21 protein-coding genes are annotated in these 24,886 nt (G+C 44.2%); 6 read left to right on the top strand and 15 right to left on the bottom strand.

The window, feature by feature from the left end; all coding sequences use genetic code 11:
* The 8 genes from QUA44_RS22205 to QUA44_RS22170 all read right to left on the bottom strand — a co-directional run bounded on the left by QUA44_RS22205 (position 1) and on the right by QUA44_RS22170 (position 9,109).
* Positions 1–3,954, bottom strand: a complete 3,954-nt coding sequence (locus QUA44_RS22205; RefSeq protein ID WP_333254419.1) for a hypothetical protein — start codon at positions 3,952–3,954, stop codon at positions 1–3.
* A 164-nt stretch (positions 3,955–4,118) separates the two neighbouring features.
* Positions 4,119–4,355 (bottom strand): type II toxin-antitoxin system Phd/YefM family antitoxin, encoded by a 237-nt coding sequence (locus QUA44_RS22200; protein WP_333254417.1) that lies wholly within the window; start codon positions 4,353–4,355, stop codon positions 4,119–4,121.
* A 58-nt stretch (positions 4,356–4,413) separates the two neighbouring features.
* The gene (locus tag QUA44_RS22195) at positions 4,414–4,683 is read right to left on the bottom strand and encodes a ParE family toxin-like protein (RefSeq protein WP_333254415.1); all 270 of its coding nucleotides are present in this window, start codon (positions 4,681–4,683) and stop codon (positions 4,414–4,416) included.
* Positions 4,680–4,898, bottom strand: a complete 219-nt coding sequence (locus QUA44_RS22190; RefSeq protein ID WP_333254414.1) for a hypothetical protein — start codon at positions 4,896–4,898, stop codon at positions 4,680–4,682. Before QUA44_RS22190 ends, QUA44_RS22195 begins: the two co-directional genes overlap by 4 nt.
* A gap of 388 nt (positions 4,899–5,286) precedes the next feature.
* Positions 5,287–5,556 carry a hypothetical protein gene (locus QUA44_RS22185; protein WP_333254412.1) on the bottom strand — a complete coding sequence of 90 codons (270 nt, stop codon included), beginning with the start codon at positions 5,554–5,556 and terminating at the stop codon, positions 5,287–5,289.
* Positions 5,557–5,693: 137 nt separating this feature from the next.
* On the bottom strand, positions 5,694–6,221 hold the full coding sequence (locus QUA44_RS22180; RefSeq protein ID WP_333254410.1) for a GNAT family N-acetyltransferase: 528 nt from the start codon (positions 6,219–6,221) through the stop codon (positions 5,694–5,696).
* A gap of 42 nt (positions 6,222–6,263) precedes the next feature.
* On the bottom strand, positions 6,264–8,306 hold the full coding sequence (locus QUA44_RS22175) for a glycosyltransferase family 39 protein (RefSeq protein WP_333254408.1): 2,043 nt from the start codon (positions 8,304–8,306) through the stop codon (positions 6,264–6,266).
* Between the two features lie 224 nt (positions 8,307–8,530).
* A complete protein-coding gene (locus tag QUA44_RS22170) occupies positions 8,531–9,109 on the bottom strand; it encodes a hypothetical protein (protein WP_333254405.1) in 579 nt (192 codons plus the stop codon).
* 362 nt (positions 9,110–9,471) lie between these two features.
* Here QUA44_RS22170 and QUA44_RS22165 point away from each other — a divergent pair, with 362 nt between their 5' ends.
* Together QUA44_RS22165 and QUA44_RS22160 are read left to right on the top strand one after the other, a co-directional pair.
* Positions 9,472–9,804, top strand: coding sequence for a DUF565 domain-containing protein (locus tag QUA44_RS22165; protein ID WP_333254403.1), 333 nt, complete (start codon positions 9,472–9,474; stop codon positions 9,802–9,804).
* Between the two features lie 57 nt (positions 9,805–9,861).
* A complete protein-coding gene (locus QUA44_RS22160; protein WP_333254402.1) occupies positions 9,862–11,001 on the top strand; it encodes a glycerate kinase in 1,140 nt (379 codons plus the stop codon).
* A 231-nt stretch (positions 11,002–11,232) separates the two neighbouring features.
* Here the strand turns inward: QUA44_RS22160 and QUA44_RS22155 are convergent, their stop codons facing one another.
* Positions 11,233–11,628, bottom strand: a complete 396-nt coding sequence (locus QUA44_RS22155) for a hypothetical protein (protein ID WP_333309934.1) — start codon at positions 11,626–11,628, stop codon at positions 11,233–11,235.
* Positions 11,629–11,925: 297 nt separating this feature from the next.
* Between QUA44_RS22155 and QUA44_RS22150 the strand changes: the two genes are divergently transcribed.
* Positions 11,926–12,453 carry an orange carotenoid protein N-terminal domain-containing protein gene (locus QUA44_RS22150; RefSeq protein ID WP_333254398.1) on the top strand — a complete coding sequence of 176 codons (528 nt, stop codon included), beginning with the start codon at positions 11,926–11,928 and terminating at the stop codon, positions 12,451–12,453.
* A gap of 481 nt (positions 12,454–12,934) precedes the next feature.
* Here QUA44_RS22150 and QUA44_RS22145 read toward each other — a convergent pair whose 3' ends face one another.
* Positions 12,935–14,803: a PAS domain-containing sensor histidine kinase gene (locus QUA44_RS22145; RefSeq protein ID WP_333254396.1), complete on the bottom strand. Its 1,869-nt coding sequence runs from the start codon at positions 14,801–14,803 to the stop codon at positions 12,935–12,937.
* Positions 14,804–15,200: 397 nt separating this feature from the next.
* On the opposite strand from QUA44_RS22145, the gene QUA44_RS22140 reads away from it, so the two are divergent.
* Together QUA44_RS22140 and QUA44_RS22135 are read left to right on the top strand one after the other, a co-directional pair.
* Positions 15,201–15,920 (top strand): response regulator transcription factor, encoded by a 720-nt coding sequence (locus QUA44_RS22140; protein ID WP_333254395.1) that lies wholly within the window; start codon positions 15,201–15,203, stop codon positions 15,918–15,920.
* A gap of 638 nt (positions 15,921–16,558) precedes the next feature.
* The gene (locus QUA44_RS22135) at positions 16,559–18,211 is read left to right on the top strand and encodes an alpha-amylase family glycosyl hydrolase (RefSeq protein ID WP_333254392.1); all 1,653 of its coding nucleotides are present in this window, start codon (positions 16,559–16,561) and stop codon (positions 18,209–18,211) included.
* Between the two features lie 103 nt (positions 18,212–18,314).
* Here QUA44_RS22135 and QUA44_RS22130 read toward each other — a convergent pair whose 3' ends face one another.
* Positions 18,315–20,948: a bifunctional diguanylate cyclase/phosphodiesterase gene (locus QUA44_RS22130; RefSeq protein ID WP_445243690.1), complete on the bottom strand. Its 2,634-nt coding sequence runs from the start codon at positions 20,946–20,948 to the stop codon at positions 18,315–18,317.
* A gap of 541 nt (positions 20,949–21,489) precedes the next feature.
* A complete protein-coding gene (locus QUA44_RS22125; protein ID WP_333254388.1) occupies positions 21,490–22,290 on the bottom strand; it encodes a DUF2267 domain-containing protein in 801 nt (266 codons plus the stop codon).
* Positions 22,291–22,834: 544 nt separating this feature from the next.
* Between QUA44_RS22125 and QUA44_RS22120 the strand changes: the two genes are divergently transcribed.
* A complete protein-coding gene (locus QUA44_RS22120; RefSeq protein ID WP_333254386.1) occupies positions 22,835–23,293 on the top strand; it encodes a response regulator in 459 nt (152 codons plus the stop codon).
* Here the strand turns inward: QUA44_RS22120 and QUA44_RS22115 are convergent.
* From QUA44_RS22115 to QUA44_RS22105, 3 genes are all read right to left on the bottom strand, one after another.
* Positions 23,262–23,678: a DUF2294 domain-containing protein gene (locus tag QUA44_RS22115; protein WP_333309931.1), complete on the bottom strand. Its 417-nt coding sequence runs from the start codon at positions 23,676–23,678 to the stop codon at positions 23,262–23,264. The two genes, QUA44_RS22120 and QUA44_RS22115, sit on opposite strands and share 32 nt — an antisense overlap.
* 108 nt (positions 23,679–23,786) lie before the next feature.
* Positions 23,787–24,164, bottom strand: coding sequence for a BON domain-containing protein (locus QUA44_RS22110; RefSeq protein ID WP_333254381.1), 378 nt, complete (start codon positions 24,162–24,164; stop codon positions 23,787–23,789).
* A gap of 274 nt (positions 24,165–24,438) precedes the next feature.
* Complete coding sequence (locus QUA44_RS22105) at positions 24,439–24,867, bottom strand: alpha amylase C-terminal domain-containing protein (protein WP_333254434.1); 429 nt, start codon at positions 24,865–24,867, stop codon at positions 24,439–24,441.
* Between the last annotated feature and the right edge of the window lie 19 nt (positions 24,868–24,886).

Below are 24,886 nucleotides of genomic sequence, written 5' to 3'. Positions count from 1 at the left end.
TTACTTCTCCTTTGGAAACAGAAACTCTGCGAGAATATTGGATTGTACTGGACAATTGCGATCGTCAAAGAAAATCAAATTTCCTGAAAATAGCGTGGGTGAGTATTGTTGATTTTTTTCTTGGGCGGCGTGCAAATTAAGAAGTAACCCCCTTGCGGTGCTAAATTCTGGATAGTCTGAAACAATTTCCTTCAGCTTGTTTTCGGTTTTATCCAGCGTCTTTTTTGACAGGCGATTTCCCGAAGCCAGGCTCCAAGCTTTAACATCAATACAAAATAGCGTATTCTCCCTGACATAGTACAAATCAAACCGCTCGTATAGCTTAGGATACTTTTTGAAATCTTGCAATGGCTTAAAACGATAGCTGGATTTTATGTCTTTCCAGTTTTTACCTTGGAAAACTACATCTTCAATCCAGCGTTCCACAAAATTTTCAGCCAGTGAGGGATACAACACATCGTAAAAAAAAAGCGGACGCGGAATATAAGTATTAAAAACTTCCGGTTGTGGCATCAACTTGTTGTACAGTTTGTAGATTGAATCAGTCGAAGGATCTAGGGAGCCAATTTCCTGATTTTCTGAGTCGTAGGATCGATCGCTGATTTTTAGATATTCAGGATATAACCGCTTCTGGTAAGGATAGATTTTTTCCCCATTGATGCTATCACTGATAATCTGGAATTTTTTACCGCTTTCTTCCTCGGAAGCTAAATAGGGCGTAAATTCAACTTGTTCGGGGTTGTGATAGAATAATGACTCAATAAAATCCTCAGTAAATAGCCCTGAATCTCGCAACTTTTCCAGATACTTAGCTGGGTCTTTGAAAACAATTGGGTCGCGCAACGCATCCCACGGTTTTGTGATGTCAAAACTATGTCGATCGAGATGAAAGCGATCGATTTCCTCCAACATTTGTGTTCTAAACGCTTGAAAAGCCAGAGTGGCATCAATCTCATCAATAACATGACCGTCATAATCCTTAATCGATCGTTTTTTCTCTTCTTCTCGAACGCTTAAGTAAACTTTGTGGTTGTTAACGGAAAACTTACGAATTTCCTCCTTTTCTTTCCCTTCCAGGTATCTGTAAAAATTCACTAAATTTTTTCTGGTTTCTTCATTAACAAATATTTTTGCCACTTGGTTGGGAAAATCGCGTCTCTCAGATCTGCCGATCGCTTGCAAAACTTGTTTCCCTAATAAAATCTGGTGTTGCTGCTGTCGAAAATCTCCAGCTTCTGGTCGGCTGAGATACTGGTTGAAATCTTTGATTTCAATATTAGACTCTCCCAAGTTTACAATACTTTTCATCAAGGCAAAATGGTAAAGCGTCATAGATAATCCAGAATCTTTTGATTTGTTAAGCGATGGGCCCATTACTGTATAGTAACTGTCCATTAACAACACTAAAGAGTCGAAATCTTTTTCATAGCCGTTAGGGTTTTTGATAATAGTATTCAATCCTTTAGAAGCGGATTGATAAGCCGATATAAAGAAGATTTTCTCCCCTTCTTTTTCAACCAGCTCATTCAAATACGTGTTATCAGCTTTTTTCTCGCAGTAAAGACTGTTGAATGATGCCTCATACAAAATTATTTTAATTTTAATATTACTCTGATATTTTTGATGTTTGATTTGCATATAATATATGTTAGGATGCTCTGATGCAACCTCAAATATAAAGTTAGCATGATTGAGTATATTGCAATGTTGAATTAACTTTTTAATCAAGCGTAGAGTTTGAGTAAAAGCAATTGTTTCTTTAATTGACTCATCTTCAAACAGGTAAAACAAGAAACGAATAAACTTTTGAAGTTCTTGGATTTTGTAAATTCCCAGCCAATTCCCACCCTGTTTGAGATCGTCGATAAAACTTTTTAAAATAGTTTCTTCAAATCGTTCCACAACTTTTTGAGTTTCGTTATTTGGGAAAGACAATAAATTCTCACTGAAAAACTTTACTGTCATCTGTCGCTGGCCCTCACGACTATCTCTGATGTCTTCGCAAAGTGATACTTCTTCATCGGTCATTTCCTTAAAGGAACTTTCACCGGATACACTAGCATTCCGCAATTTATCTTTGAAATACTGCATATCATAACTCGTGCTTAAATCTCCTAAAATTCCTCCTGTTGCTGAAATCAGAAAAATCACATTACTATTATTGCATAACATGGAATTTATCTTGAATTCAGGCGAAGTCAATATAGCCGTACTACCAATAGAAACTTCTCTAAGAGCGTGATCGATCAGATTATTTTTAGGATTTTGATAACGAGAAATTTCTTTGATATTTACGATCGACTTATAACTTTCATAGACATAAGCAGTGTTTAAGTATTTTAGCAGTTGATTTTGCGAGGGGCTTTCTTCACTTGCCTTTTGGACTTTAGCTATTTGTTTTGACCAAATTTCTAAAGAACGAGATTGAGAATCTTCAGCATCTAAGACGTTAGCTAGAAAATCTTTGATGGTTTTGATTTGCGATCGCACAGCGAGAATGGCATAAATTAACTCTGCTACAGAGGTATTATCTGCAACTTTTTCCTCGGCGATTTGGACGTGCCCGCCAGAAGGTTTGGTTAAAAACAATTTTTGCAGGGGTTCGAGGTTGTAGATGTATAGGTTGTTGTATGCAAAAATGTTCATTAAATCATCACAGATTTTATTGTAAAGCTTTTGAGGAATCAACAAACTTCTATTATTCTCAAATTTTGAAATAACTCTGGATAACATTTCAAAATCCACCATAATGGGATTTTGTTCATCATCATTATCAAAAATTCTAACAATTTCTTCCATTGATTCGTCAAGCCCATTTTGAATTTTTACTATTTGTTGTAAAAAATTAATAGAGTTTCCCTCCTCAACAATCAGTCTTTGATATGTGCGGGCGAATTTTTGCAAATTTTCTTCTAGAGCTTTGTCTTTTTCCAAGTGTTCTTGAAATTCGTAAAAAGCTCCCTTATTCTTATCTACAAAATTTAAAAACTCTCGGTTTTCATGATTTTGAGTTGAAAACAGCATCGAAAATTCTCTATTGATAGATGACAGCGCATTATTGATTGCCAGTTTTTCAGGAGAGATGATATCAATCTTCTCCTCTAGCATAATTTGGTAGCCATCTTCCTGCTCATCCAAGGCAAGGATAAACTTTCGGGAGTTGTCTGTATGCTCAATAACGTATTTATCAAGATGACTGCTTTTCTTTACCCATTTTGTACCGTTGTGGATAAAGTACGGAATAGCCGTTTCAAATTTTTTATAAGTGAGCATCAAAATTCCAGATTTTTTTTGCAGAAGGTGGAGTGGGAAAAATATTTCAATTAACTTTGAGCATTCAGCAGGACAATTTCTTTTATCTAATTCACATTTAATAAAAAATTCTAAAAAGCTTTCAATTAAATGATTCAGTTCCCGTCTAGCTCTCGTAATTTCAGAATCATTAAAATCCTCATCTCCCAAACCTGTGTTTTTTACATATTCAAGGCGTTTAATCACCTCTTTTACTTTCTCAAGGTTGCGTTTATTTTCATGAACCTTTTCCTCAGAACATACTTTTTTATCTATTTTCCAAAGTTTTGTGTTTTTGAGAATAGAAGATATCAATTTTTTGTATAATTTGATACACTTATCCGTCGTTTTCATTTCTAACGAATTTATTTTATAGACGGGAATATCTGGGTATTGGCTCTCAACTGAAGTGGGAACACATAAGTGTTCTCTCAATGGGGCAACATATATACCGATTATTTGATTTTTTGGATGTTCTTGTATGGTTTTATAAATTGCTTGAAACAATTGGTGAGTTTTTCCCGATCCCGTACCATAATTGATAAGTTTTAGTTGGGGACGGTTTTCTCGGAAACTATCTTCAATAGTTGTAAGGTAGGAATTAATAATTTGGCAACGAACTGATTCTAACTGCTGATTAAGATCGTCTGTTTGCTTTTGCATTATGTGTTATCACCTTATCTAGAGTAAATACATATCGTGGGATAGTCTTCTCCTTGACTGATACCCATAGTAGCACCTGAACTCTTGTGCGTTGTCTCGTAAATTGCTATAGACGAGTTTTTTAGCATCTTTCTGTGCCTGTTTGGCGTATACCAGATCCCAATTCACCACTGCAACTGGCGATCGCAATCCTCGATCGGCGTTGCCATTCCTTCCCGAATCGATTCCCGCATCCCTGGCACTGATAGAAGATACAGTGTCTCCTGTACCGATGCCCAGTCAGATTCAGATAATAACACTGCATTGCTAGTCTGTCCTGCAATCACAATAGGTTGGTGCGACTGACTCACCGCATCTATCAACTGCTGCAACTGATGTTGAGCTTCATTAATTGGGATCATAATTTTCCACTTGTCTAAATACACTTTTCTAATTGATATTGGCTGGCTGTAGACACTGCTACAACTGCCCCAGAAACTTGTCGTACTCTGCGTGTGAACCAACCCAAAACCAGATTACAGTGTCTCCATGCAACTGACCAACTGCTCGATAGTTTTTGGTAATTCGGGCTGAGTAGATTGGTAAGTCTGGATGCACCTTCTTGAAACGCAGGCTTGGATGACTTGGGTCTTCCTTGAACTGGCGATACGCCCCGCGTGTCTGCTGTTGAACTTGTTCGGGTAAATCAGCAAATAATCTACGGAACTCGGTTGTAGTGCTTGACTTCACAATGTTTCTGGATCTAGTTCTTGGGTTTGGCCTGCACGATACTCAGCCATTGCGGTCGCTGCGAGTTTAGCAAGAGCATCTGGGGAACGGGAGAATGCTCGATCCCAGCGCCTCTCGTCTTCAAGTTCTTCCAGAATCATTGAAGCGAGGGCATCTTGCTCGCTGGCAGACAATGTTTTCAACTTCGCGATCGCACGTTCCAGTAACTCAGTCATGGCTACCACACTTTTACAATTAAAATGGCATCCTATTCATTATCCATTGTTTCAGGCAAGTTGAGGGTAGGTCGAACAAATGGCCGGCTAATTACAGTATATTCCATGTAAATGTAGTGCAGAGAAACCGGGTTTCTTGAACAGAATCAGTTTAGAGGCGAGAACTGTAAAGAAACCCGGTTTCTGGAGTGTACTTTATAAACCTAGAATAAACTATATCATCATTAATAACTACGGGAGAGCCAATTCTATTTTCTACTAGCTGGACTAAAAAAAATGAAAAAGGCAAAGTGAATAAATCATTTGCAATCGCTAATTTATTCACTTACTTAATGCTTGAAATATTAGCTGTAACCCAACTTGTCAAGGGATACATTGAAGGGCGTGGCTAACCAAAACGTTCTATATCGTGGGCTCGCTGATTGACATCTTGAGCCGCCATCATTGCATTGATATGGGTAAAGATGCGATCTAATTCCCCAATGGCGTCTAGTTCCGCTGCCTCTTCTGCCATTAGTTGGTCTGCCTTCTTCTTCTCTAACAAATTTTCCATACGCTGTTGGAGCGATTCACTAAATTTGAACAACTTCCACCGATCGACTTTTTCAATGCAAATTTCATGGATTAACGAGGAGGGTTTGTTGAGAATTGAAACCATTGTAGGCTCCCAGCTTCGGGTTTTAGGTAGTGACTAGATTATAGCTTTTATTCAATCTGCCATATTTAATGCTCCAACCGAGAGCCTTCAAATTACCGCCAAAACCAGTGACTTAAACAGCCAAACGGCGTTATAGTTCAAGTCGGATGATATTCATCCCTGCTTATTTGCCATCGCCATATCTTGCCTTCTTCAGGATCGTCCACCTCTGCAATGAACTTCATTCCCACTTTTTGCAACACGCTATTCGAGGCATTTTTTTCAGCTAAAGTGTGAGCGATGACTGCTTTCACCTCCTCGTGAGCGAAAGCATAATCGATCATTCCCTGTGCCACCTCAGTTGCAAATCCGCGATTCCAATATTCGGAAGCAATTTCATAACCTATCTCTATAGTCCCAGACTCATCAGGTGAGCCTTTGAAACCTCCGTTGCCGACAAGCACTTCATTTTTTGGATGAATAAAGAAGTAGTTGCGCCAGTCAGTTGGAGGCAGATTGGATTCGCAAGATTCGTCAGCAGGGAGGGAAAATGCTTCCGGGAAATGAGGCCAGCTATTAGGCACTACGACATTTAAAATTGCTGCAAGCTCGCTTTTACTTCGTAAGAAAGCTTCTATGTGAATCCTTTCGACGGCAAGTAGTTGAAGATTCTTAGTTTTAATCATTTTTCTACCTTGTTTAACAAGTATGAGATCACACTATAGACGCTATCGAAATGCTGTTCTCGGAACCCTAGCGAGTTGGTACGCGCCGCGACTGTCCAACAATTGATATTGATTTGGCTGCAATCCTAATTGCACAAATTTTTCTGGATATCCCAGCACCAAAATAGAGGGAAAAATTGGATTTTTAGCTTCCTGAATGTAGTCGATCGCCTTATTGACAGCTCGGTAGTAAGTCACCGGCCCTTCGGTGTAAAAAACCAGACTTGGTTTCCAAAAACCAACCATGAGCAACTCTTCCCCCGGCAGTTTTTGTTGAACAATAACCTGGGCTAACTGTCTCAGTGGTAACTGGCGGTTGAGATCGACCAAATTGTAGGCGGGAGTCAGACCAAAGATGATAAATGCTACTAAGCCGATGAAGTTGGCAACCAAAATCCAGCGCTGTTTTCGCTTCCAGAGCAAAAGCCCGATCGCCAATGCAGCAGTTATCCAAATCGCACCGCCCACAATCAGCAATCCTGACTGCTGAAGTGCTTGGGGAAAATTGGGCATTGCCGGGTCGTCTCCCAGCCAGTTGTAGGAGTAGAAAGTTGCTCCGGCTACAATTAGTAAAAATACAACATTGAAAATGTATGTGACTAACAGCCCTCGCGGTAAAGAATTCGGTTTTTTTTCTAACTTTCCCGGCCTGGTTTTGGGTTCGTTACCTGCAATAATATCGCTCCACAGCAGCGTTACCAAAATGGCAGCAGCGGGCAATAATGGCAATACGTAACTGGGTAATTTGGTGACTGCGATCGTAAAAAAGCCAAAGATGCAGCCGAACCAAAATAGGGCAAATAAACTCAACTGAGCCGATCGCGGTTGACGGCGCCAGTAACTGCGCTGCCAAAAACGGGTACGGGCGATCGCCACCGGCAAATAAATCGACCAAGGTGCAAAACCAAGCAGCACTACAAAAAAGTAAAAATACCAAGGCGCTGAGTGCTTGTTGACTACTTCAGTAAAACGCTGAAAATTGTGATAGCCGAAAAAACTGTCAATATAAGTTTGACCGTTGTCTAAAATAACCAGAACGAACCAAGGCAGGGCGATCGCCAGAATAATCAAGATTCCCGACACCGGACGCATTTCGCGCCAAAGTTGCCGAAAATTTCCTAAATACAGCCCGAAGCTGCCAATAATCAGCGCTGGTATGACAATTCCTACAGGCCCCTTAGCCAGAATTGCTAGGGCAATTAGTACGTAAAAAGTCAGATACCACTTATTGGGAAATCGCGATGCAGAAACTGTGGAAAATTCTGCTTTTTCTCTCTGTTCTTCTAAGGTGTAACCGAGGAAAAATGCCAGAAGTGCCGAACACATACAGGCGACTAATAGCATATCTGAAACGCCAGTCCTCCCCCAGGCAATAGTTTGGGGATTTAAAGCTATTAGGGCAGCACCAATCCAAGGAGTAGAAAGAAAGAGGGGGGGAGTGGGAGAGGGGGAGAGGGGGGGAGTGGGAGAGGGGGAGAGGGGGGGAGTGGGAGAGGGGGAGAGGGGGAGAGTGGGGGAGAGGGGGAGAGAGGAGGAGAGGGGGGGAGTGGGAGAGGGGGAAAATATTCCCTCGGACTTCTCCGTTACATCCATTACATCCGTTACATCCGCTACAGAATCCGTTGCCGAACTTTCTTCTGTCTTCCATAAGGTATAGAATCCGAGGCAAGTCAGGGCGATCGCGCACAAAGCCGACGGCAGACGTACAGCCCACTCGTTAACTCCCAGAGTGCGGTAAGCCACCGCCATCAGCCAATAAATCAACGGCGGCTTGTCAAACCTGGTTTCGCCGTTAAAATAAGGAGTGATCCAATCCCCTGTCACAGTCATTTGACGGGCGGCTTCGGCAAACAGCGGTTCGGTTTCGTCAACTAAGCCGATGTTGCCGAGATTCCACAAAAAAGCTACGAAGCCGATCGCGCCCAGCCACAACAGCGACAGTAACAAAGGTGCTAACGGGCGGTGCCTGCGATATTCTGACAAATTTTTAATAACTTCCTTCACCCAAACTTCCTGCGATTTTAGATTTAAAATTTTAACTCGCATAGAAGTCTACCGAAAAATTGCCTGATCGAAACTTAGAATTCGATCGCACCCGGTTCAACTCAAATCTGCCACCATTCTCAACAAGACCTCAGAAACCGGGTTTCTCCACCAAAATCTCCACCCGCAACTCACCAAATCCACCTAATCAAATGCAAAATACGGATCGCTAAAAAGCTTGCTGTGTATGCCTTATTCCTTTTTACTTCTTCCTTCTACTTAAACCTTCACGGCTGCAAAACTAATTGCCATTCTCCGGCTGTGCTGTTCCAAGCGGGCGAAGGTGTCTCCCCAGCGACGTAAGGCCCCCAGTAGCGGCGAGAACCATCCTGAGCAAAAACCACCAGAATGTCTCCCCGTTTGACTTGTAACTTGCCCTCCGGCAGGGATAGCATTAGTCCCTTGTCGCCTCCTTCCCCCGGTGCAAAATCCCAGTGCGCCGGTTTGCCGTAGGGTTTCTCAGCTTGCCGTTTCGACAGCAGGGCCACTCGCACTGGGTGTTCGCTGCGGTTGCTGACGCGCAGAATGCCGGCGGCTTTAGTATTTGCAGGGATTGAGGAAAGCAATTCCTCCTCTGGATCTGGGGGGGTTGGTGTTGAGTCGGGTTTGGGCTCGCTGGCGGTGTCTGCAGAAGCTGTCGCGACCGGGGAAACGGGGGGTATTGGGGGGAGTGCGGTGGCTTGTGAGGGCCAATCGCTCGACTGATTTGAACCGTTGGAGATAGTGATTTCAAAACGTCGTAGAAACATTCCTGTAATTAGGACGATCGACACTCCAATTACGATCTGGTAAATTTTAAGTTTCATAAATTTTAGGCTTATAAGGATAGACGGCACCGGCAATTAGTCTTAACTATTTTTAATGTAAAACCAGGGTCTGCTGTGCCACAAGATACAGTTATACTTAATTACTTGAGCGTTCTCGGCTATAAGTCCGCGATCGCTCAATACCATTTTAGATGTTAAATTTGAGATTTTAGATGGCGACATACTGACACCGATAAGGATTTGGAGTTGGTCGTGAGGGTCATTTGTTTACTCATCGGTATAACTTTTAATACCAGTTGAAAAAAAGAGTGCCACTATAGGCCCGTACTCCCAACCCCAATATTCATCAGTCATTCCGCATCTCAAAGCTCAAATCTTAAATCTCAAATCGTATAACTTTTATGCAGAATACCCGAATTAACAGATTGCTTGACGTTCTGGGCGATCGCTTCGGAGGCTGGCTGAGCAATCCTTGGCGGCGGATTTCGCTCCTGATAATTAGCCTGCTGTTCGGCACTTTTTTGGGAACTGCTCTTTCGACGATCGCCGGACAATCTGCGGATTGGGATATTATCGCCGCAGCGCTGTTGGTATTGTGGACGGAATTGGTGAGCCTGCTGCTTTATCGTTGGCAGCGGCCAGGAACCAGTTATTTGTGGCTGGAAATGCTCCAAGCTCTGAAAATTGGTGTTACTTATAATTTATTTGTGGAGGCTTTTAAGCTTGGCTCTTAACAAGTGTTGACTTATAGGGGCTTTGCTTTCGAGTGTGCGCCCGATATTTTTAAACAGATGGATCGATCGAACTTAAATCCTGTAGAAATTTTAGAAGCATGGATAGCTGGCGATCGCCCGCTCAGGAAGATCAGCGCCGGCGAGTTAGAATTGCTGGCAATTTGGGAACTTGCCGATGATGTGCGATCCTCTTCGACGGCTTCGCTAACGCGCGCTTTTGGCATTACCCCTGACAATGTAGCCGATGTTGTCCGCCACAAAACAGATTTATTCTTGTCTCTGCTTGACGAATTGCATACTTTCCCGCTCAAATCAAGTGTTTTTCTCGAAACTTTGTGGAATCTGTGGCTGCCACTGGCGATGCAATTATCGACTGAAAAACAAAGTTTAAAGCGTCCTCTAATTCAAGGAATTTTAGGAGGACAAGGAACCGGAAAAACGACTTTATGCCAAGTTTTAAAGGTGATTTTGGGAAAAATGGGATATTCTACAGTCAGCCTTTCTTTAGACGATCTTTACAAGACGTATGCCGATCGCCAACAACTCCAAAAAGCCGACCCGCGTTTGATTTGGCGCGGCCCTCCCGGCACTCACGATATTGACTTGGGAATCTCCGTTTTAGACAACTTGCGCGCTTCTCCAACTTCCGAATTAGCCGCAGTTGACCATCCAAAAATAGAAATTCCCCGGTTTGACAAATCTGCCTACGGAGGTGCGGGAGATCGAAGTCAACCAGAAATTATTTGCGGTGCGGATATTGTACTGTTTGAAGGTTGGTTTGTCGGCGTGAATCCAGTAGCTGATGCCAGATTAAACGAATTTTTGGCGGCTGCGCCATTTCCGATTTCCACAGAGGCTGACTGTCAGTTTGCGCGCGATATGAATGTGAAGCTGCACGACTATCTGCCGCTGTGGAACCGATTAGATCGGTTGATGGTTTTGTATCCCCAAGATTATCGCATTTCTCAAGTGTGGCGCAATCAGGCGGAACAGGAAATGATGGCGGCGGGGAAGTCGGGAATGTCAGAAGCCGAAATTAATCGGTTTGTCGAATATTTCTGGAAAGCGCTGCATCCCGAGTTATTTATTAAGTCGATGGTTGAGGAGGGCGATCGCGTGGATTTAGTAATTGAAATTTTGGGCGATCGCACTGTCGGCAAAATTTGTCGGGCGATCGACTTAAAATTAAGCGATTAGGCATAGTTAAAATTAACACTTTAAGGACACAACAAAGTTGTGTCCCTACTGTATTCCAGCGTTTAAGGACACAACTTTGTTGTGATCCTACTGTATTGCAGCTTATCCTGCACTCACTTGAGAATTCAAGACTTATGCAAAAATTGGTTTTACGCGCGAATTATAGGGTAAGGCGCGCCATAAGCACCCTACAATACAGAGGTTTTGCATCGAGGATGAAGAATTTCTAAATTAACTGCCGGAAGTACCAAGATCGATCGCTTTCTGGATCAAATCGTCGGTAACATTGCCCGGTGTACCAGCAGGCGTAATGTCCTTAGCCATCGAACGAAAATCAGCGGGATTACCGCTTGTATCTGCTGGCTTTGCGATATCTTTAGGAGCGGGAATAGGAAATTTAGGTGCAGTTGCAGCGGCGGCAGCTTGAGCGCCGGCACCCGTGCGATCGATGTCACTCACGCTGAATTCTTTTGAAGCTTCGTAGTCTGCTGATACATCAACGGTCGGCAACTTTTGTTCTCCAGCTTCCGCGCTTTCGGTGATCTGCTGAGCGTCAAAGCTTTCAGTGTTATTTGGTTCTGTATTTATTTCCGACATAGCCGACTCCTTGCTAGTTTTATTTAACAATTCACTTTCTCAATCCTTACTTAAATTCCAGGTTTTTTCATCTACCCGCAGATGTATCTTTTGCTTCTATCTTAAGGATGATTTATTATAGGATGGCGGCTCAATATTACACCTGTTTCCGAAAAGAATGTAGCTTTAGGCAAGCTCCCAACCCATACATACTAAGCCATTCCCCATTGTTTAATCTCAAATCTCAAATCTCAAATCTCAAATCGTATTACCTCTCGGGGATGGTGACTTGTACTTACAAATCTTGATATTTGTATATTCTGGAAGCATTTTTAAGGAATTTTGTTTATGAACTCACCCGCCGCGACCAATCCTCACTCTCTCTCCAACGACACTCAAAACATCGTTCAGACAATCAACGGGTTGGGTACAGATGAAAAACTGGCGCTGCTCTACTTTGTTTATGAAAAAATGGGAGATTCAATTACACCAGCCGCTCCCACCGCCGCCGAACCAGAATTAGCTCCCATGCTGCTTGATGATTTTTACAAGCTTTCGGCTGACGAACAACTGAATATAATGCGAGGTATTGTCAACCGATCCGACACGCCGTATTCTCACGCTTACGGAGCTTTAACTGCTAACAATCAGTTGGTTGTTTGGTATGCTTGGGCTATTGGTATGGGAGAAACAATTGTCGATATCCCCGAAGGATATGAGGCAACTGAGGCTGTCAATGGCGTGTTGGGTCAAATTGAAGGTCTTGATTTTGAACAGCAAATTTCGGTGCTGCGCGACGTAGCTAATAATATGGGCTACACCGATGTTAAACCAATTGATACTCAGGCCCAAGTAGGGAAAACTTCTAGTCTTTAGATCAGACTCGGCGGTTCAAACCGCTGCTGAGAGTCAAACCCAGCCTGCGGATCGACTGAGCTTCGCCCAACGTCATCCGCAGACTGAAGAATAAAGGAGGGATTAAAACCAGATTTTATATAATTAGCGGACATAAATAAACCTCATTATGTCCGTCGGCTTGTATACTAAATCCGGTTTTAATACTTGCTTTTTTTTAGTTGCAATTAGTATAGTATGTCATGGCGAGCGATCGCGAAACAATCGCTCGCCATGACTATTAAATCACTCTTGAGATCAGCAATTTGCTGTAAATATAATACCAGTTTAACAAAGTCTTGCTACAGTACATTTCAAAAGATGTAGGGGTAGTGCTAAGAGTGCATACCCCGGGTTCCTGGGGGCAACCACGGGGGGTTTCCCCCTACAAGAATTACACAAATGATTTAGGATTGCTATATATACCCCTATTTTTCAAAAGTGCTAGAAAAAAGGTTTTCAGTCATCCAGTGAGTTTTTTAGGGTAAAGTTTTCGCTGGAATTCCATCCGAAATATCGAACCTTTTTTGGGTTGACTTTCGGCAGTAATTGTACCGTCGATCATCTTGGCTAAAGAAGCACAAATAGCTAGTCCTAAACCGGTGCCTGGATATTGGCGAGTTGTGCTTTGGTCGCCTTGGTGAAACTTGTCGAAAATGTGGGGAATATCCTTTTCACAGATGCCGATTCCTGTATCCCGAACGGTGATAGTTAGCCGATCGCAATTTAATTCCAGCACCTCAATGCAAATGCTGCCCTCATGTGTGAATTTAACCGCGTTGGAAACGAGATTGACCAAAATTTGCCGCAGGCGCAACTTGTCATTAACTATCAACTGATCCCGCAAGCAGACGCTGACGGACATTGCCACGTTCTTATCGGTGGCTTGATTTCCGAATTCGCGGGCGACATCCATTACTAAATGCCCTAAATGAAATTTTTCAATTTTTAATTCTGTGCGGCCACTCTCGATTTTGGAGAGGTCGAGGATATCGTTAATTAGCAGTAGCAGGTTTTTGCCGTTATGTAAAATGCGCCCCACCATTTCTGTTTGCTGGGCACTCAGCAGTTGTTTGTGCTGGCGCAGCAGCAATTGGGAAAAGCCGATAATCGAATTCATGGGAGTTCGCAATTCGTGGGACATGATGCCCAAAAATTGCGATTTTAACTTGGCTGCTTCTAGCAGTTGCAATTTTTGCTGTTGAATGCGCCGACCCTGATGTTCCAGCTCTTCCTGCTGGCGAATTAGCAGCTCGTTTTGCAAGTCTAAAAGCTGTTCCTGCTTTTTTAATTTTTCCATCGCCAGCGCGTTGTTAATTGCGATCGCAGCTTGTTTTCCCATCACCGCCAGCAGTTGCTGAGTATGCCCGTCAATCGCCCTGCTGTCCTTCCCGTTGCCGATGGCCAACACACCCAAACGCCCGCTTGGCCCCGACTCGATCGCCACTGCACAAGCCGCCGCCGGCAGCAAGCCGTCGCCACACTCAGACCGACACAGTACAGATTCTCCAGTCGCAAATGCTTTCCACAGCAGCTTGTTTTGCACGTGCGGGGTTTTGCCCTCACCAAAGTTTTCCGTGCCCCCGACAGCGGTGAGTTTGAGGCCGCTGCAATCGTACTCCAGCAGAGCAACTAGGCAAAATTCCGCTCCTGCGATCGCCTCTACAGTCGCATCCGCAATGCCTTGCAACAACTGGCACAAGCTACCCACGCGCTGGCTCAACAGATTTGTAAATTGATCGATCGCGTGCAACTCGTGTTCCGCGTCCCTTACCGTCTGGGCTTCACACAAATTTTTTGGTGTAAAATTGTCTTCCGAGGGCACTTGATGGGGCCAAAATTCTGGTTCTGCTTGGGGTTCGGCTGGAGTTTGTTTGATCGCGTCCATATCTATGTAGGTTCCCACCCACTCCAAAACTTCATGACTGTCTAGATTAGCGGGCGTTGCTCTCGCCAGATTCCAGCGGTAAATGCCCTCTCGCGTCCGCAGACGAAATATAATTTCGTAACTTGGCGGCGGGAACTTAGAACTGTGCGATCTCGCCAATAGACGAGCGCGGTCTTCTGGGTGGACCTGCGCCAGATAGCCGAAACCCAAAGCTGCTGCTGCTGGTACGCCCGTGTAATCCTCCCAGCGCTGATCTAAATAAGTCACCCAACCGTCGGCCTTTGTTTTCCAAACTATGTGAGGATTTGCCTCCCACAGGCGATCGTCCTGAGTTTCGCAGTCGCAAACTTGCGGTTGGGGGGATGTTACTTCAGATTCTTTGTGTAAGATTTCCGAGTCGGAAAACTCCGAGTGAAAAGACTTATTGCCGTGATAGTGAGTCATAACAGGTTGTATAAATAATCATTAGACTTGAGCCCTAACACTGGCTAAAGACTCGTGCGGCTAGCTTTAGTGATTTTGACGGTCAAAGTGCATCAAAACTTTTTATACTTTAAATGTATCGAGGTAGTGGTATCTTTACCTCTATCAAGGGGCGGACAATAGCATAATTCAGTTAAACTGTTAAAGCATGGAGAGCTTACCTGTCCCGATCGGGTTCGTGCAAGCATCGCCGCAAAATAACTTAAAAATTAACTTGCATTCTTGGCGGCTACATGAGTATGCTTAAAAATGATGTGCGACCTGTAAAACCCTAAATCAGGACACATTCTCAAATTTGCTCAGTTAGGCTGAGTCAATTGACGATATTTTTAAGGTTTACTGGACTATTGGAAAAAAGATGAGTAAAATTCGCGTTGCTTTGATAGAAGACCATGACCTGACAAGAGTCGGCATCCGCACAGCTTTACAACAGCGTGACACTATAGAAGTTGTTGGCGATGCAGCTAACGCTACAGACGGATTGAAACTGCTTCAGTCTTCAAAACCTGACGTGGCAATTGTAGATATTGGCTTGCCGGATTTTGACGGTATTGAACTGACACAAAAGTTCAAAAAATCGATATCGGAGTCCGATCCGGATACAAAAGTTTTGATTCTGACTTTTCAGGACAATGAAGAAGAAGTTCTGGCTGCTTTTGCCGCCGGAGCTGACTCGTTCTGCATGAAAGATATCAGCTTCGATCAGTTGTTAGACGTAGTAAAAGTAACTCACGAAGGTAACTCTTGGATTGATCCGGCGATCGCCCGTATCGTCCTAAAACAAGCTCGCACTAAGGAACCCACGCCGGAAGAACCGAAAGCAGAGGGTAAAAGAGTCACAATTAAGGCTGCCGAACCCGAGTTTAGTCACATCATTGAGACTTACCCTTTAACCGAACGGGAATTAGAGGTTTTGGAACTGATCGTGCAGGGTTACAGCAATGCTGCAATCGCCGAAAAGCTTTACATTACTGTCGGTACAGTCAAAACTCACGTCCGCAATATTTTGAACAAGTTGTGTGCTGATGACCGCACTCAGGCTGCCGTTCTCGCCCTGCGTTCTGGCTTGGTTGGATGAAGCGTCATTCAGTTGACAGTTGACAGCTTGCCCTGAGCGAAGTCGAAGGGTTGACAGTTGACAGCGACCTCGGAGGGCGACCTCTACGTAGAAGGAATAGGATTGGAGTAATGAATAGTCTTCTTTTAATTTCTCCCTAAAATGAAGAGGCTTTCAACCAATTCTTTCTGGTTATTATCAGGCAAAAAGTAGTTAAAAGTAGGGCGCGTAGTGCGCGCCTTACGTAGCTCCTGTCGGGTGTGCAACGCGCACCTTACTGCCAAAAATATAGGCTGCAGTCTCACCATCGCCAGCCCGATAATTTTAAGTATTAAAAAGCTATATTTAAGTCCGCATCTATCCCAGTGCAGATATTTTAAATCATTATTTATCAGTAAATACACCTTAAGATAGATGTCAAACAATGATATAATTACTAATAGTTAGGATAAAGGAATCGAAAATTAGATAAATGGCGATCGAACTACCAATACTGACGCGATTTCACTTCACAAAATGCAGCGGTCCGGGCAAAACACCATACTTTTAGGAATAGTTAAGCCTTAAAGAAATTATATCCGCAGAGTGATGTTGAGTTCGCTTAAATTTGCGAAATTAAAAGTATTAACTGCTACTGAAATATTTTAGAAAGAGGTATTATGGCCGCCCCAATTGAATTCAAGTTATTTGCTCCCTACAACAAAGGAGCTGCCTTGATTGGCTCTTTTTCTAATTGGGAAGATATCCCGATGGAAAAGGACGAAGAAGGTTATTTCCGCACGCGAGTTGAGTTGGAGGATGGCGTTTATCAATACAAATTTCGCGTTCAGTCGAAAAGCTGGTTTGTGGAAGCAGATCAGTGGGTAGATGTGGTCGATCCCTACGCGACTGACATTGACGATCCTACTCAAAACGCCATTGTTCGGATCAAAGAGGGCGATCGCATTATCGATACCTACGTCTGGAAACACGACGATAAACCGCTACCGGCCGATCGGGAATTAGTGATTTATGAAATGCACGTTGCCGACTTTTCCGGCGGCGAAGCCGATCCCCTGGCCCGCGGCCAGTACAAGCACGTCGTCGAAAAACTCGATTACCTAGTCGAACTCGGCATCAACGCGATCGAACTCATGCCCCTCAAAGAATACCCAGGCGACTACAGTTGGGGCTACAACCCCCGCTACTTCTTCGCTGCCGAGTCCAGCTACGGAACCACAGAAGAACTCAAAAACCTGATAGACGAGTGTCACGGGCGGGGTATTCGCGTCATCATGGACGGGATTTACAACCACTCCGAATCATCCAGCCCCCTCACCCAAATCGATCACGATTATTGGTATCACCACGAACCCCGCGATCCAGACAACAATTGGGGCCCGGAATTTAACTACGAATTCTACGACGAAAACTTAGGAACTTTCCCGGCGCGCAAATTTTCTGGCGATACAGTCCGCTTCTGGATTCAAGAATATCATCTCGACGGCATTCGTTTCGACGCGGCGCGACAAATTGCTAACTACGATTTCATGCACTGGATAGTTCAAGAAGCCAAAAGTGTCGCCGGCCCCAAACCGTTTTACACCATTGCCGAATACATTCCCGAAAATCCCAGCATCACGAATTTAGACGGGCCGATGGACGGCTGCTGGCACGACAGTTTCTATCACTCCTTGATTCCACAACTCTGCGGCGACAATTTTGATTTAGAACGGCTCAAAGAGGTAATCGACTGCAAGCGGCAAGGTTTCTTGGGTGCTACGAATGTAGTCAATTATTTGAGCAATCACGACCACGATCGCGTTTTTGCCGAATTGGGCGATCGCGGAATTTTGGATGAAGCCGCATTCAAACGGGCGAAGTTGGGAACCGTGCTGTTAATGACAGCAGTTGGCGTGCCGCTGATTTGGATGGGCGAAGAATTTGGTGAATACAAAGCCAAAACAATCGAGCAATCTAAAATTGACTGGACGCTGCTAGGAAATGACATGAATAAAGGTTTGTGGGAATACTACAAAGGCTTGATTCACCTACGCAAAAATAACCAAGCACTTTACACAGAAAACATCGATTTTTTCCACGAAGATCCAGAGTCGAAAGTGTTTGCTTACACTCGCTGGAACGATGAAGGTTCGAGAGTTGTAGTAGTGGCGAATATGTCAGAAAATTATCTTGCAGGTTACAGCGTTCCCCACTTCCCGGCCAACGGAACTTGGCACGAATGGACGGGGAATTATGATATTGAATCTGGCGATGACAATATTATGATTGACTTGCCAGAATACGAAGCAAAAGTGTTTGTTTGGCAGTAATATCATTTCCGGTTACACCTGAATGATGTTGACTGTTGACTGTTGACTGTTCACTGTGAGTCAACAGTCAACAATCACGGGCGGTGCAGTTAGAGAGTCGATATTATTTGCCAGATTGATTTTCTAAGCACAATTGGGTTATAGCCGCCGCCGGTATTGGTTTGCTAAAAAAGTAACCCTGACCCATATCGCACTGATGCGATCGCAAAAAGTCCAACTGTTCCACTGTTTCCACTCCCTCAGCAATCACCTGTAAATTCAGGCCCTGTCCCAAGGCGATCGCCAGTTTCACAATAGTAGCACCGCTGGTGCCGTTCACCAAATCAGCCACGAAAGATTTGTCTATTTTTAAATTATTGAGCGGAAAGCTTTTCAGAGACCACAGCGAAGAATAACCGGTGCCAAAATCGTCCAGAGAAATTTTAATTCCCATTTCCTGCAACTGCTGCAATACCGACACCGTAAAATTCACATCTGTCATCGCAATAGTCTCGGTAATTTCTATTTCTAAATACTCGGGATTTAACTCGGTTTCTGACAAAATTGCAGCGATGGTTTGTACCGTGTTAGTTTGCAGAAACTGGCGGCCTGATAAATTCACAGCTATCCGCACTGGGGGCAATCCCAGTAACTGCCACGCTCGGTTTTGCAAGCAAGCAGTCCGCATCACCCATTCGTCAATTTGGCAGATAAATCCTGTTTCCTCAGCTAAGGGAATAAAGCGATCGGGAGAAATCAAACCGCGTTCGGGATGCTGCCAGCGAATCAGAGCTTCCATGCCGACTATTTTGCCGGTATTTAAGTTTATTTGCGGTTGATAGTGCAGCACAAACTCTGAGTTTTTTAGAGCTTTGTAAAGCTGATTTTCTAAGTTAAGTTCCTCGGAGACTTTACTGCCGATCGCCCGCGTATAAAATTTATAATTATTCCGACCTTTCTGTTTAGCTTTATACATCGCAGCATCAGCATTTTTCAGCAAAGTTTCTGCATCTTCTCCGTCGTAAGGAGACAAAGCAATTCCCAAGCTCGCCTTAGTATAAAGTTCTACACCGTCAAAATCAAACGGAGTGCTTAAACTCTGGATAATCCGCTGGCAAATCTTAGTTGCCTCATCAGGGCTGTTGATATTGTGCAGCAGCAAAGTAAATTCATCGCCGCCCCAACGGGCAATCGAATCCCCCACGCGCAAACACTTAGTCAAACGCCGAGATACACCTTGCAGCAACAAATCGCCCACAGGGTGTCCGAGAGTATCATTAACATTTTTAAATCTGTCCAAATCTAGAAATATCACTGCCAGCATTTCTGCGTTTTGGTGAGCGCTAGCTAAAGCCAAAGATAGCCTTTCATTAAACAGCAATCTATTAGGTAAACCGGTTAATTGGTCGTGAGAAGCTTGATGTCGGATCATTGCCTCGACCCGCCTCTGCATTGCAGCCATGTACAGGTGAGTGCCTAAAGATTTTGCTAGCTTTTGTTCCTCGCTGCTCCACTTTTGAGCTTCGGCGGTTTTGATTTCTTTCCAAGCTGCAAAAGACTCTCGGGGACGATCGCTCCGAGCGTCGGAACTGGAACGGCCCGCCCACAAAATTTCGGTTTCTATGGCGCTGCGAAAAACGGTGAGACAGCCGATGCACTGTTGGCGGTATTGCAGCGGTACTGCCAAAAATGACCGAATGGAAGCTTCTAGAAAATTTGCAGATAAAGATTTGAGTTCAGGTTCTTTAGAAATATCGGAAATCGCGTACAAGTGCGGTACGATCAAACTGGAAATATTTGTATCAATTGAACTGTAATGCTGGGAATATAGATTTTGAAAAATACCTAATTGGCTGGTATTATCAGCAGTTTTTGCTCGATCGTCTTGGTTGGCAAACCCCATGATCTGCTGCCAAAACGGGCTGAGTTCAATGTCGGCGTCCGCAGGCTGCTGGCCGCAGGTATAAAGTTTAGCCGGCCGATCGCCAAACTCGGCTGCAATGTACAGTCTCCCTCCCGAACCACGCAAATGCTTGACAGTTTGTTCGAGAACTGCTTGCCGAATTTCGTTTAGTTCTAGAGGAGAGTGCAGCAAACTGCTAATTTGGTTGACAACGGCTTCGTCGCGCGCTTGCTGTCGGGCTTGACTGAGGAGAAAAGATTGGGCGATCGCAATTGAAAGTTGATCCACAAGCAACTGCACCATTTTCAATTCTCGATCACTAAACCGTTTCGGTTGGCTGTGGTGAGAGACCAACAGCCCCCAAAGCTGATTTTGATGCAAAATCGGCACCGTCAGAGAAGAACGTGTCCCCATAGCCTTCAGATATTCAGCGTGACAGGGGTCTACAGGACGATAGGTAATATCTTCAACTGCTAACGTTTTGCCGGTTTCGACACAATCTAAGCGATTAAGTGTTTGATGCTTCAATTCCACATCTACAATCACTCGCTGTCGCGCTTTGAGAAACATTTCCCGGGCACTATTGGGAATGTCGCCTGCTGGAAAGCGCAAACCCAGCAGAGATGGCAAGTTGTCGCCGTTGATGGACTCAGCAATCACCTCACCGCTACCGTCGGCCTCAAAGCGATAAACTTTTACCCGATCGCTAGCTAAAAAACTGCGGATTTCTCGCGCCGTTGTCGTCAAAATCTCTTGCAGTTCTAAAGAGTTGCGGATGCGATTGGTAATTCGATTCAGTAAAATCTCTTGTTTTAGAGTCGATCGTGACATTTGTCTAACTTTTGTGCGGGCCATCCCTTTAGAGATCCAGAGCTGTAGACAGCATTTTTGCGAGCCACAGTCTTAACTCGCCCTGTATTATAGAATACAACACTTTCGCCATGTGTATTGGATTTAGCCAACCCGGGAGCTAGTAACTCGGTTTCTGGGGATATTTCTGGTTTCCCGACTCATTTTGCTTAGAAACCGGGTTTCTCACAGCAGTTACAAGGCAATTCATTCAGTTGACAGTTGACAGTTGACAGTTGACAGATGAGGGCGACCTCTACCTGGAATTCCGAGGATTGGAGTAATGAATAGTCTGATTTTAATTGATCCCTACAAGGGTGGAGGCTTTAAACCAATTCTTTCTGGCAACGAGCGATCGGGCAAGTAGTGACTCCGAAAGTCCGATCAAGTTTGATCGGGACTCAAGTCCGAACGATCGAACCAATTGGAGAGTTACAACGCCAGAGGTATAGAGAAACCGGGTTGATGAGACAAGCTTCTGGCTCAAGAGCGCAGAATGCTGGTTCGTCAACCCGGCTTGTAAGTATTTATACCCGGAAATATCCTGTTAAGCCGACTCCCAAATTTTCAGAATTCTGTCCGGCAAAAAGCCAGCTATTTCCTGAATTCGTTCCTCAGACAACTCATCCTTCGTTGCCGAAAATACAGCGGCGATCGCAGTTTCCGGTTTTACCCCAGAAGGAAGTGGGCCTTCTTGTTCCACCCGAAAAATAAACAAGTTGGAATCGATCACAAAAGGTGCAGGCCCTTGCCAAGGCGGACGCACCCGGCTCAGCAATCCCACCAGCGGATTCGTATCTTTCCAGAGGTCTGCTATTTCTTTTTGCAAAGTTTTGTCGTCCGTCGGCAAAACTTCTGTGTGCAGTTCAGCTTTTACGCGATCACTTGCTTCTGTTGTCATCAAATCGCGCATTGTCCGGTACACCAATTCGGTAATGTCGCGGGCATCAAAAATATCCTCCAAGTGACCGTTTACCATCACTTTTTCCAAAAACGGCATATCCTTTGAAGCGATAGGAACTGCCGATCCTTCCTGGTGGAGCGACTTCGGAGGATTCGTCTCCATTTTCTGTAACAGTTTGCGGCCTTTTTCTGTTAAATCAGCTTCTTGAAATGCCACTAAAGGTGGCAATAACTCAGTTCCTCCGTAAGGTTCTCCACTAAACTCCGCTTTGATAAATTCCCTTTGGTTTAGGTAGTCCAGATGACCGAGCAATTCCGCTTCCGCCACCTCTCGACCGACATATTCTTCGGCTGCGTTCCTAATTTCCGACTCTCCCCTGCCGTTGCCGCTGCCAATCTTTTTGAGCAAAATGTAAGTCAGGTCGTCTCTGATTGGAATTGTCATCAAAACCTCCTAGGTTAATATCCGGTAAAGCTCATGTAAAAACAGATTTGTTTTACTGGCTTAAATTGTGATGATTACTACTTAAAAACATTGAAGTCTAAAGTAGAGTAATCAAGTATCTCTCAGCAGGTGGAAGTTATTAAAAGTAAGTATCGGTTAGAATCTTCCTTTAGGTAGATCCCTGTATGGGAACCGATGTCTAATGTAGTTAACATCCTAAAAAGCTGTCGCCACTCTTCAATGCTATTAAGCGAGGATGCTTTATTGGTAATATTTTCCGTATTTATTGCGTATTTTTACCAAGGCTGACGCACGAAGAGCCCCTCAGTTGGTAATTGGCGCTAGGAGAGGTAGAATTAAGCAGATGCTATGGGGTTAATCAACTGCGGTCGTTTTGCCCGCAGCTTGTAGCGATATTGTATCGGGTTAGACCAACAACTGGTCATCGGAGAGCTACAAATACGAGCCAATCTGTTTCAAGTGCCGCAGCGCCACTTGAAGAATGCCTCGGGGACAACTTTTTAGATCGTTTCGATCGGCATTTATGAACTACCCTCGTTGGAACAATAAATTGGAATCCTCGTCTTTCATTAGCGGTCAACCGCCGGTTGACAAGCGTCCTTTAGTGTTGGCTGTAGACGACAATCAGGACAACTTAGAACTGCTGACACAAATACTCGATTTATTCGGCTGCGAGTGCGTGGGAGCAGTGGACGGGTACGCAGCTCTTTCAGTAGCAGTCGATCGACATCCCGACCTAATCGTACTCGACATTTGCTTGCCGGATATAGACGGTATGGAAGTAGTAAAGCGCGTCCTACAAAACCCCGAGATCAGACATATTCCGATTGTTGCTGTCACAGCACTAGCAAAACCAGAAGACCGCGCTCGAATTCTCCAAGCAGGCTGCGTGGAATACCTTTCCAAACCTTTTAACATCAAAGATTTAGAAAGAGTTGTCCGCCAGCACCTCAACTCTCCAATGGTTTTGGTTGAGTTTTAGATTTATAATTAGAATCACGAACTTGAGGTGCAGAGTCCAAAATTGCGATCGTTCCAGTGCGGCCAGTCTCCAAGGTCGCATCGCGGAGCAAATCAGTGACTCCCACGCCCAAAACCTTTTGGATTAATTCTTTCAGTGGCAATTCCAGAACTGATTCTAATTGTGTCCGCACCTGCAACGCCAAATCTTGCTGACCGTTCTGAGCCAGCAGTTTTTCGGGTTGAGTAAGCCCATTTTCGACAACAATTATCAATTTGTTATCCAAAAGATTGCAGAGCGCCTGACTCGTGGGGTGTCCGAGTTGAGAGCGGTACAAAGCTTGAATTCCCTGGGAAAGAGTCCGTTCTAATTTCCCGCGAGTAGGCTCTAAAGTTTCCCCTGTCATATTTTTTATTGAAACCATGATAGATAAAAAAGACTGTTAGCAGTTAACAGTTAGCAGTTAAGTTAACGGTTAACTCCTCACTACTAACTGTTAGAAATAACCGTCGCGTTAGCCGACAGTAACTTCATTAGTTTCCACCCCAGTTGCACCCTTAACACCTTTAGCAATTGTCACCAACTTGTTGACAATTTCCTGACTGGGAGCTGTACCTTTGAGAACCACAGTAGTGCCAAGTTGAGCCACATAAACAGTCTCAATATCCGCAACATCTGGATTTGCATCGAAAGCCTGAGCCACCCGTTTAGCTAAACCGCTTTGATCGTATTCTCCATTCAAGCCCATGCGTTCCGGCGGGATTGTCTGAGCGCTCGCAGCAGGTTGAGCTTGAGCTTGAGATTGAGCTACAGGTGCTTGGTAAGCAGGAGCGTCAACAGTTTCTTGATTTTCAAGTTTTTCTAAACCAAACAATCTTTTTAGCCAGCCCATAGAGTTTGTCCTCCGACAAAGTTTGTGTTAATTGACGTGTTAATTGACGTGTTAATTGACGGTTGGCAAGTCGCCCTGTAATTGTTATTCTCAATACCAGGAATTACGATCGCACTCTTGGATGCAGAAACCGAGTTTTTTTACAAAAAAGTATCGTTACAGCCATCCACCTAATAAAAACCCGGTTTGTTGACTTTCGTGCGCCCGTCGTAAATACAATTTACTGTTGTACAACTACGCAGCTCATCTGCCTGGAGACATAATTCTCCCGCTCTCAAACAAATACTTGCGCTGGCCATTCCGGCAAATCAAACTTAAACCCTTCTTCCCCAACTTCTACGATTTTGTTGTACATCCACTCGTGCCAAGTTCCCGCAGCCGGAAACTTAGGAATGCAGTTACCAGATAGATAAGTATCCGAAAAATTAGCGACAACTACTGCTCGCGTTCCCTCATCGCTCCAGCGGTAGAAAGCCAGCACTTTGGCTTCGGGATTTTCGTGGATAAATTCAATATTTTCGGTATAAAGTGCCGGCAAATGTTGCCGCAGCCGAATCACGTGTGTGTAGTATTCCAACAACTCATGATTTGGCTGATTTTTCAACAAAGACAATTGCAGTTTATTCGGCTGGTTTGAACTTTTCCGAGTGGATTGTCCAAACTCTTCGCTCATCCACAGCATCGGTATTCCTACTGCTGTCACTAACAAAACTGCTCCTAAT

Origin of the sequence: Microcoleus sp. N9_A2 (assembly GCF_036701775.1) — a bacterium.
Classification (GTDB): Bacteria; Cyanobacteriota; Cyanobacteriia; order Cyanobacteriales; family Microcoleaceae; genus Microcoleus.
The sequence above is the reverse complement of the archived record's forward strand: the minus strand, read 5'-3'. Positions and strand labels throughout refer to the sequence as shown.

Excerpts from the sequence above, each read along its gene's own strand:
- QUA44_RS22185 (WP_333254412.1), bottom strand. The coding sequence starts at position 5,556 with ATGGTTTCAATTCTCAACAAACCCTCCTCGTTAATCCATGAAATTTGC.
- QUA44_RS22130 (WP_445243690.1), bottom strand. The coding sequence starts at position 20,948 with ATGGCCCGCACAAAAGTTAGACAAATGTCACGATCGACTCTAAAACAA.
- QUA44_RS22110 (WP_333254381.1), bottom strand. The coding sequence starts at position 24,164 with ATGGGCTGGCTAAAAAGATTGTTTGGTTTAGAAAAACTTGAAAATCAA.
- QUA44_RS22135 (WP_333254392.1), top strand. The coding sequence starts at position 16,559 with ATGGCCGCCCCAATTGAATTCAAGTTATTTGCTCCCTACAACAAAGGA.
- QUA44_RS22125 (WP_333254388.1), bottom strand. The coding sequence starts at position 22,290 with ATGACAATTCCAATCAGAGACGACCTGACTTACATTTTGCTCAAAAAG.
- QUA44_RS22150 (WP_333254398.1), top strand. The coding sequence starts at position 11,926 with ATGAACTCACCCGCCGCGACCAATCCTCACTCTCTCTCCAACGACACT.
- QUA44_RS22160 (WP_333254402.1), top strand. The coding sequence starts at position 9,862 with ATGGATCGATCGAACTTAAATCCTGTAGAAATTTTAGAAGCATGGATA.
- QUA44_RS22190 (WP_333254414.1), bottom strand. The coding sequence starts at position 4,898 with ATGACTGAGTTACTGGAACGTGCGATCGCGAAGTTGAAAACATTGTCT.
- QUA44_RS22175 (WP_333254408.1), bottom strand. The coding sequence starts at position 8,306 with ATGCGAGTTAAAATTTTAAATCTAAAATCGCAGGAAGTTTGGGTGAAG.
- QUA44_RS22205 (WP_333254419.1), bottom strand. The coding sequence starts at position 3,954 with ATGCAAAAGCAAACAGACGATCTTAATCAGCAGTTAGAATCAGTTCGT.
- QUA44_RS22165 (WP_333254403.1), top strand. The coding sequence starts at position 9,472 with ATGCAGAATACCCGAATTAACAGATTGCTTGACGTTCTGGGCGATCGC.
- QUA44_RS22140 (WP_333254395.1), top strand. The coding sequence starts at position 15,201 with ATGAGTAAAATTCGCGTTGCTTTGATAGAAGACCATGACCTGACAAGA.
- QUA44_RS22115 (WP_333309931.1), bottom strand. The coding sequence starts at position 23,678 with ATGACAGGGGAAACTTTAGAGCCTACTCGCGGGAAATTAGAACGGACT.
- QUA44_RS22170 (WP_333254405.1), bottom strand. The coding sequence starts at position 9,109 with ATGAAACTTAAAATTTACCAGATCGTAATTGGAGTGTCGATCGTCCTA.
- QUA44_RS22145 (WP_333254396.1), bottom strand. The coding sequence starts at position 14,803 with ATGACTCACTATCACGGCAATAAGTCTTTTCACTCGGAGTTTTCCGAC.
- QUA44_RS22200 (WP_333254417.1), bottom strand. The coding sequence starts at position 4,355 with ATGATCCCAATTAATGAAGCTCAACATCAGTTGCAGCAGTTGATAGAT.
- QUA44_RS22180 (WP_333254410.1), bottom strand. The coding sequence starts at position 6,221 with ATGATTAAAACTAAGAATCTTCAACTACTTGCCGTCGAAAGGATTCAC.
- QUA44_RS22120 (WP_333254386.1), top strand. The coding sequence starts at position 22,835 with ATGAACTACCCTCGTTGGAACAATAAATTGGAATCCTCGTCTTTCATT.